The following is a 745-nucleotide window of genomic DNA, read 5'->3' as shown; positions in this document are numbered from 1 at the left end:
CGATGGCCGCTGGGCCAGCCTGAGTTTTCTCATCCGCAAAGGGCGTCGCAGCCGGCTGACCAGCAACGCTGGGAAACGGCGCTCAAGCGCGCGGCGGATGAACTGATCAGCCAACTGTCCACGCAACTGCACCGCTACTGGAACGAAGCGAGCGTCGACGGCGCCACGCGCCGGGCATTCTTTGCCCGGGCCCTGGGCGAAAAGGCCCGGGCCGACCTGCTGCTCAAGCGTGAAGCCGAAACCATCACCCCGGAACACAGCAGCGCCCTGCACACCTTGATCAAGCCGATCACCGACAGCGCCTCCACGCTGACCCTCGAAACCGTGCGCCTGTGGGAGTACGAGCCCAACTTCGTGGAGCTCGCCGGTTCGCTGATGATCAGCCAGGACAGCGCCCATGCCTTCCTTTACACCCCCGCCGTTGGCTTTCAGGTGCTGAAGGACTATCAGGACCTCAAAGCCACCCTGCAGAACAAATCCACAGTGGCCGGGCACGACGATGAACTCTATGACCTCATGAGCCTGGAGGAACGCCAGCGCTTCATCGGTTTCCATGAGCCGCAGGTGTCCGGCGCCGTGATCAGCGGCGCGGTATTCCCGGCGCTTTTTGAAGCGATCATCAGTAAACAGCTGCAAAACCTGGACTATGCCTTTCAGGTGTTCCGCCACAGTGACGGCGCGGTGAACATCCAGGCCTACTTCGACAAGGCGCTGGACATCCGTGCACTGATCAACGCGCAACAGC

Annotated in this window: 1 pseudogene; it reads left to right on the top strand. The window is 62.0% G+C overall.

Features of this window, described 5'->3' with window-relative positions:
• A pseudogene (locus F8N66_RS31585) lies at positions 1–745 on the top strand (hypothetical protein); the annotation flags it as partial.

This window comes from Pseudomonas fluorescens (genome assembly GCF_902498195.1).
In the GTDB taxonomy this organism is placed as follows: Bacteria; Pseudomonadota; Gammaproteobacteria; order Pseudomonadales; family Pseudomonadaceae; genus Aquipseudomonas; species Aquipseudomonas fluorescens_BU.
This window is presented reverse-complemented; position numbering and strand designations above follow the sequence as displayed.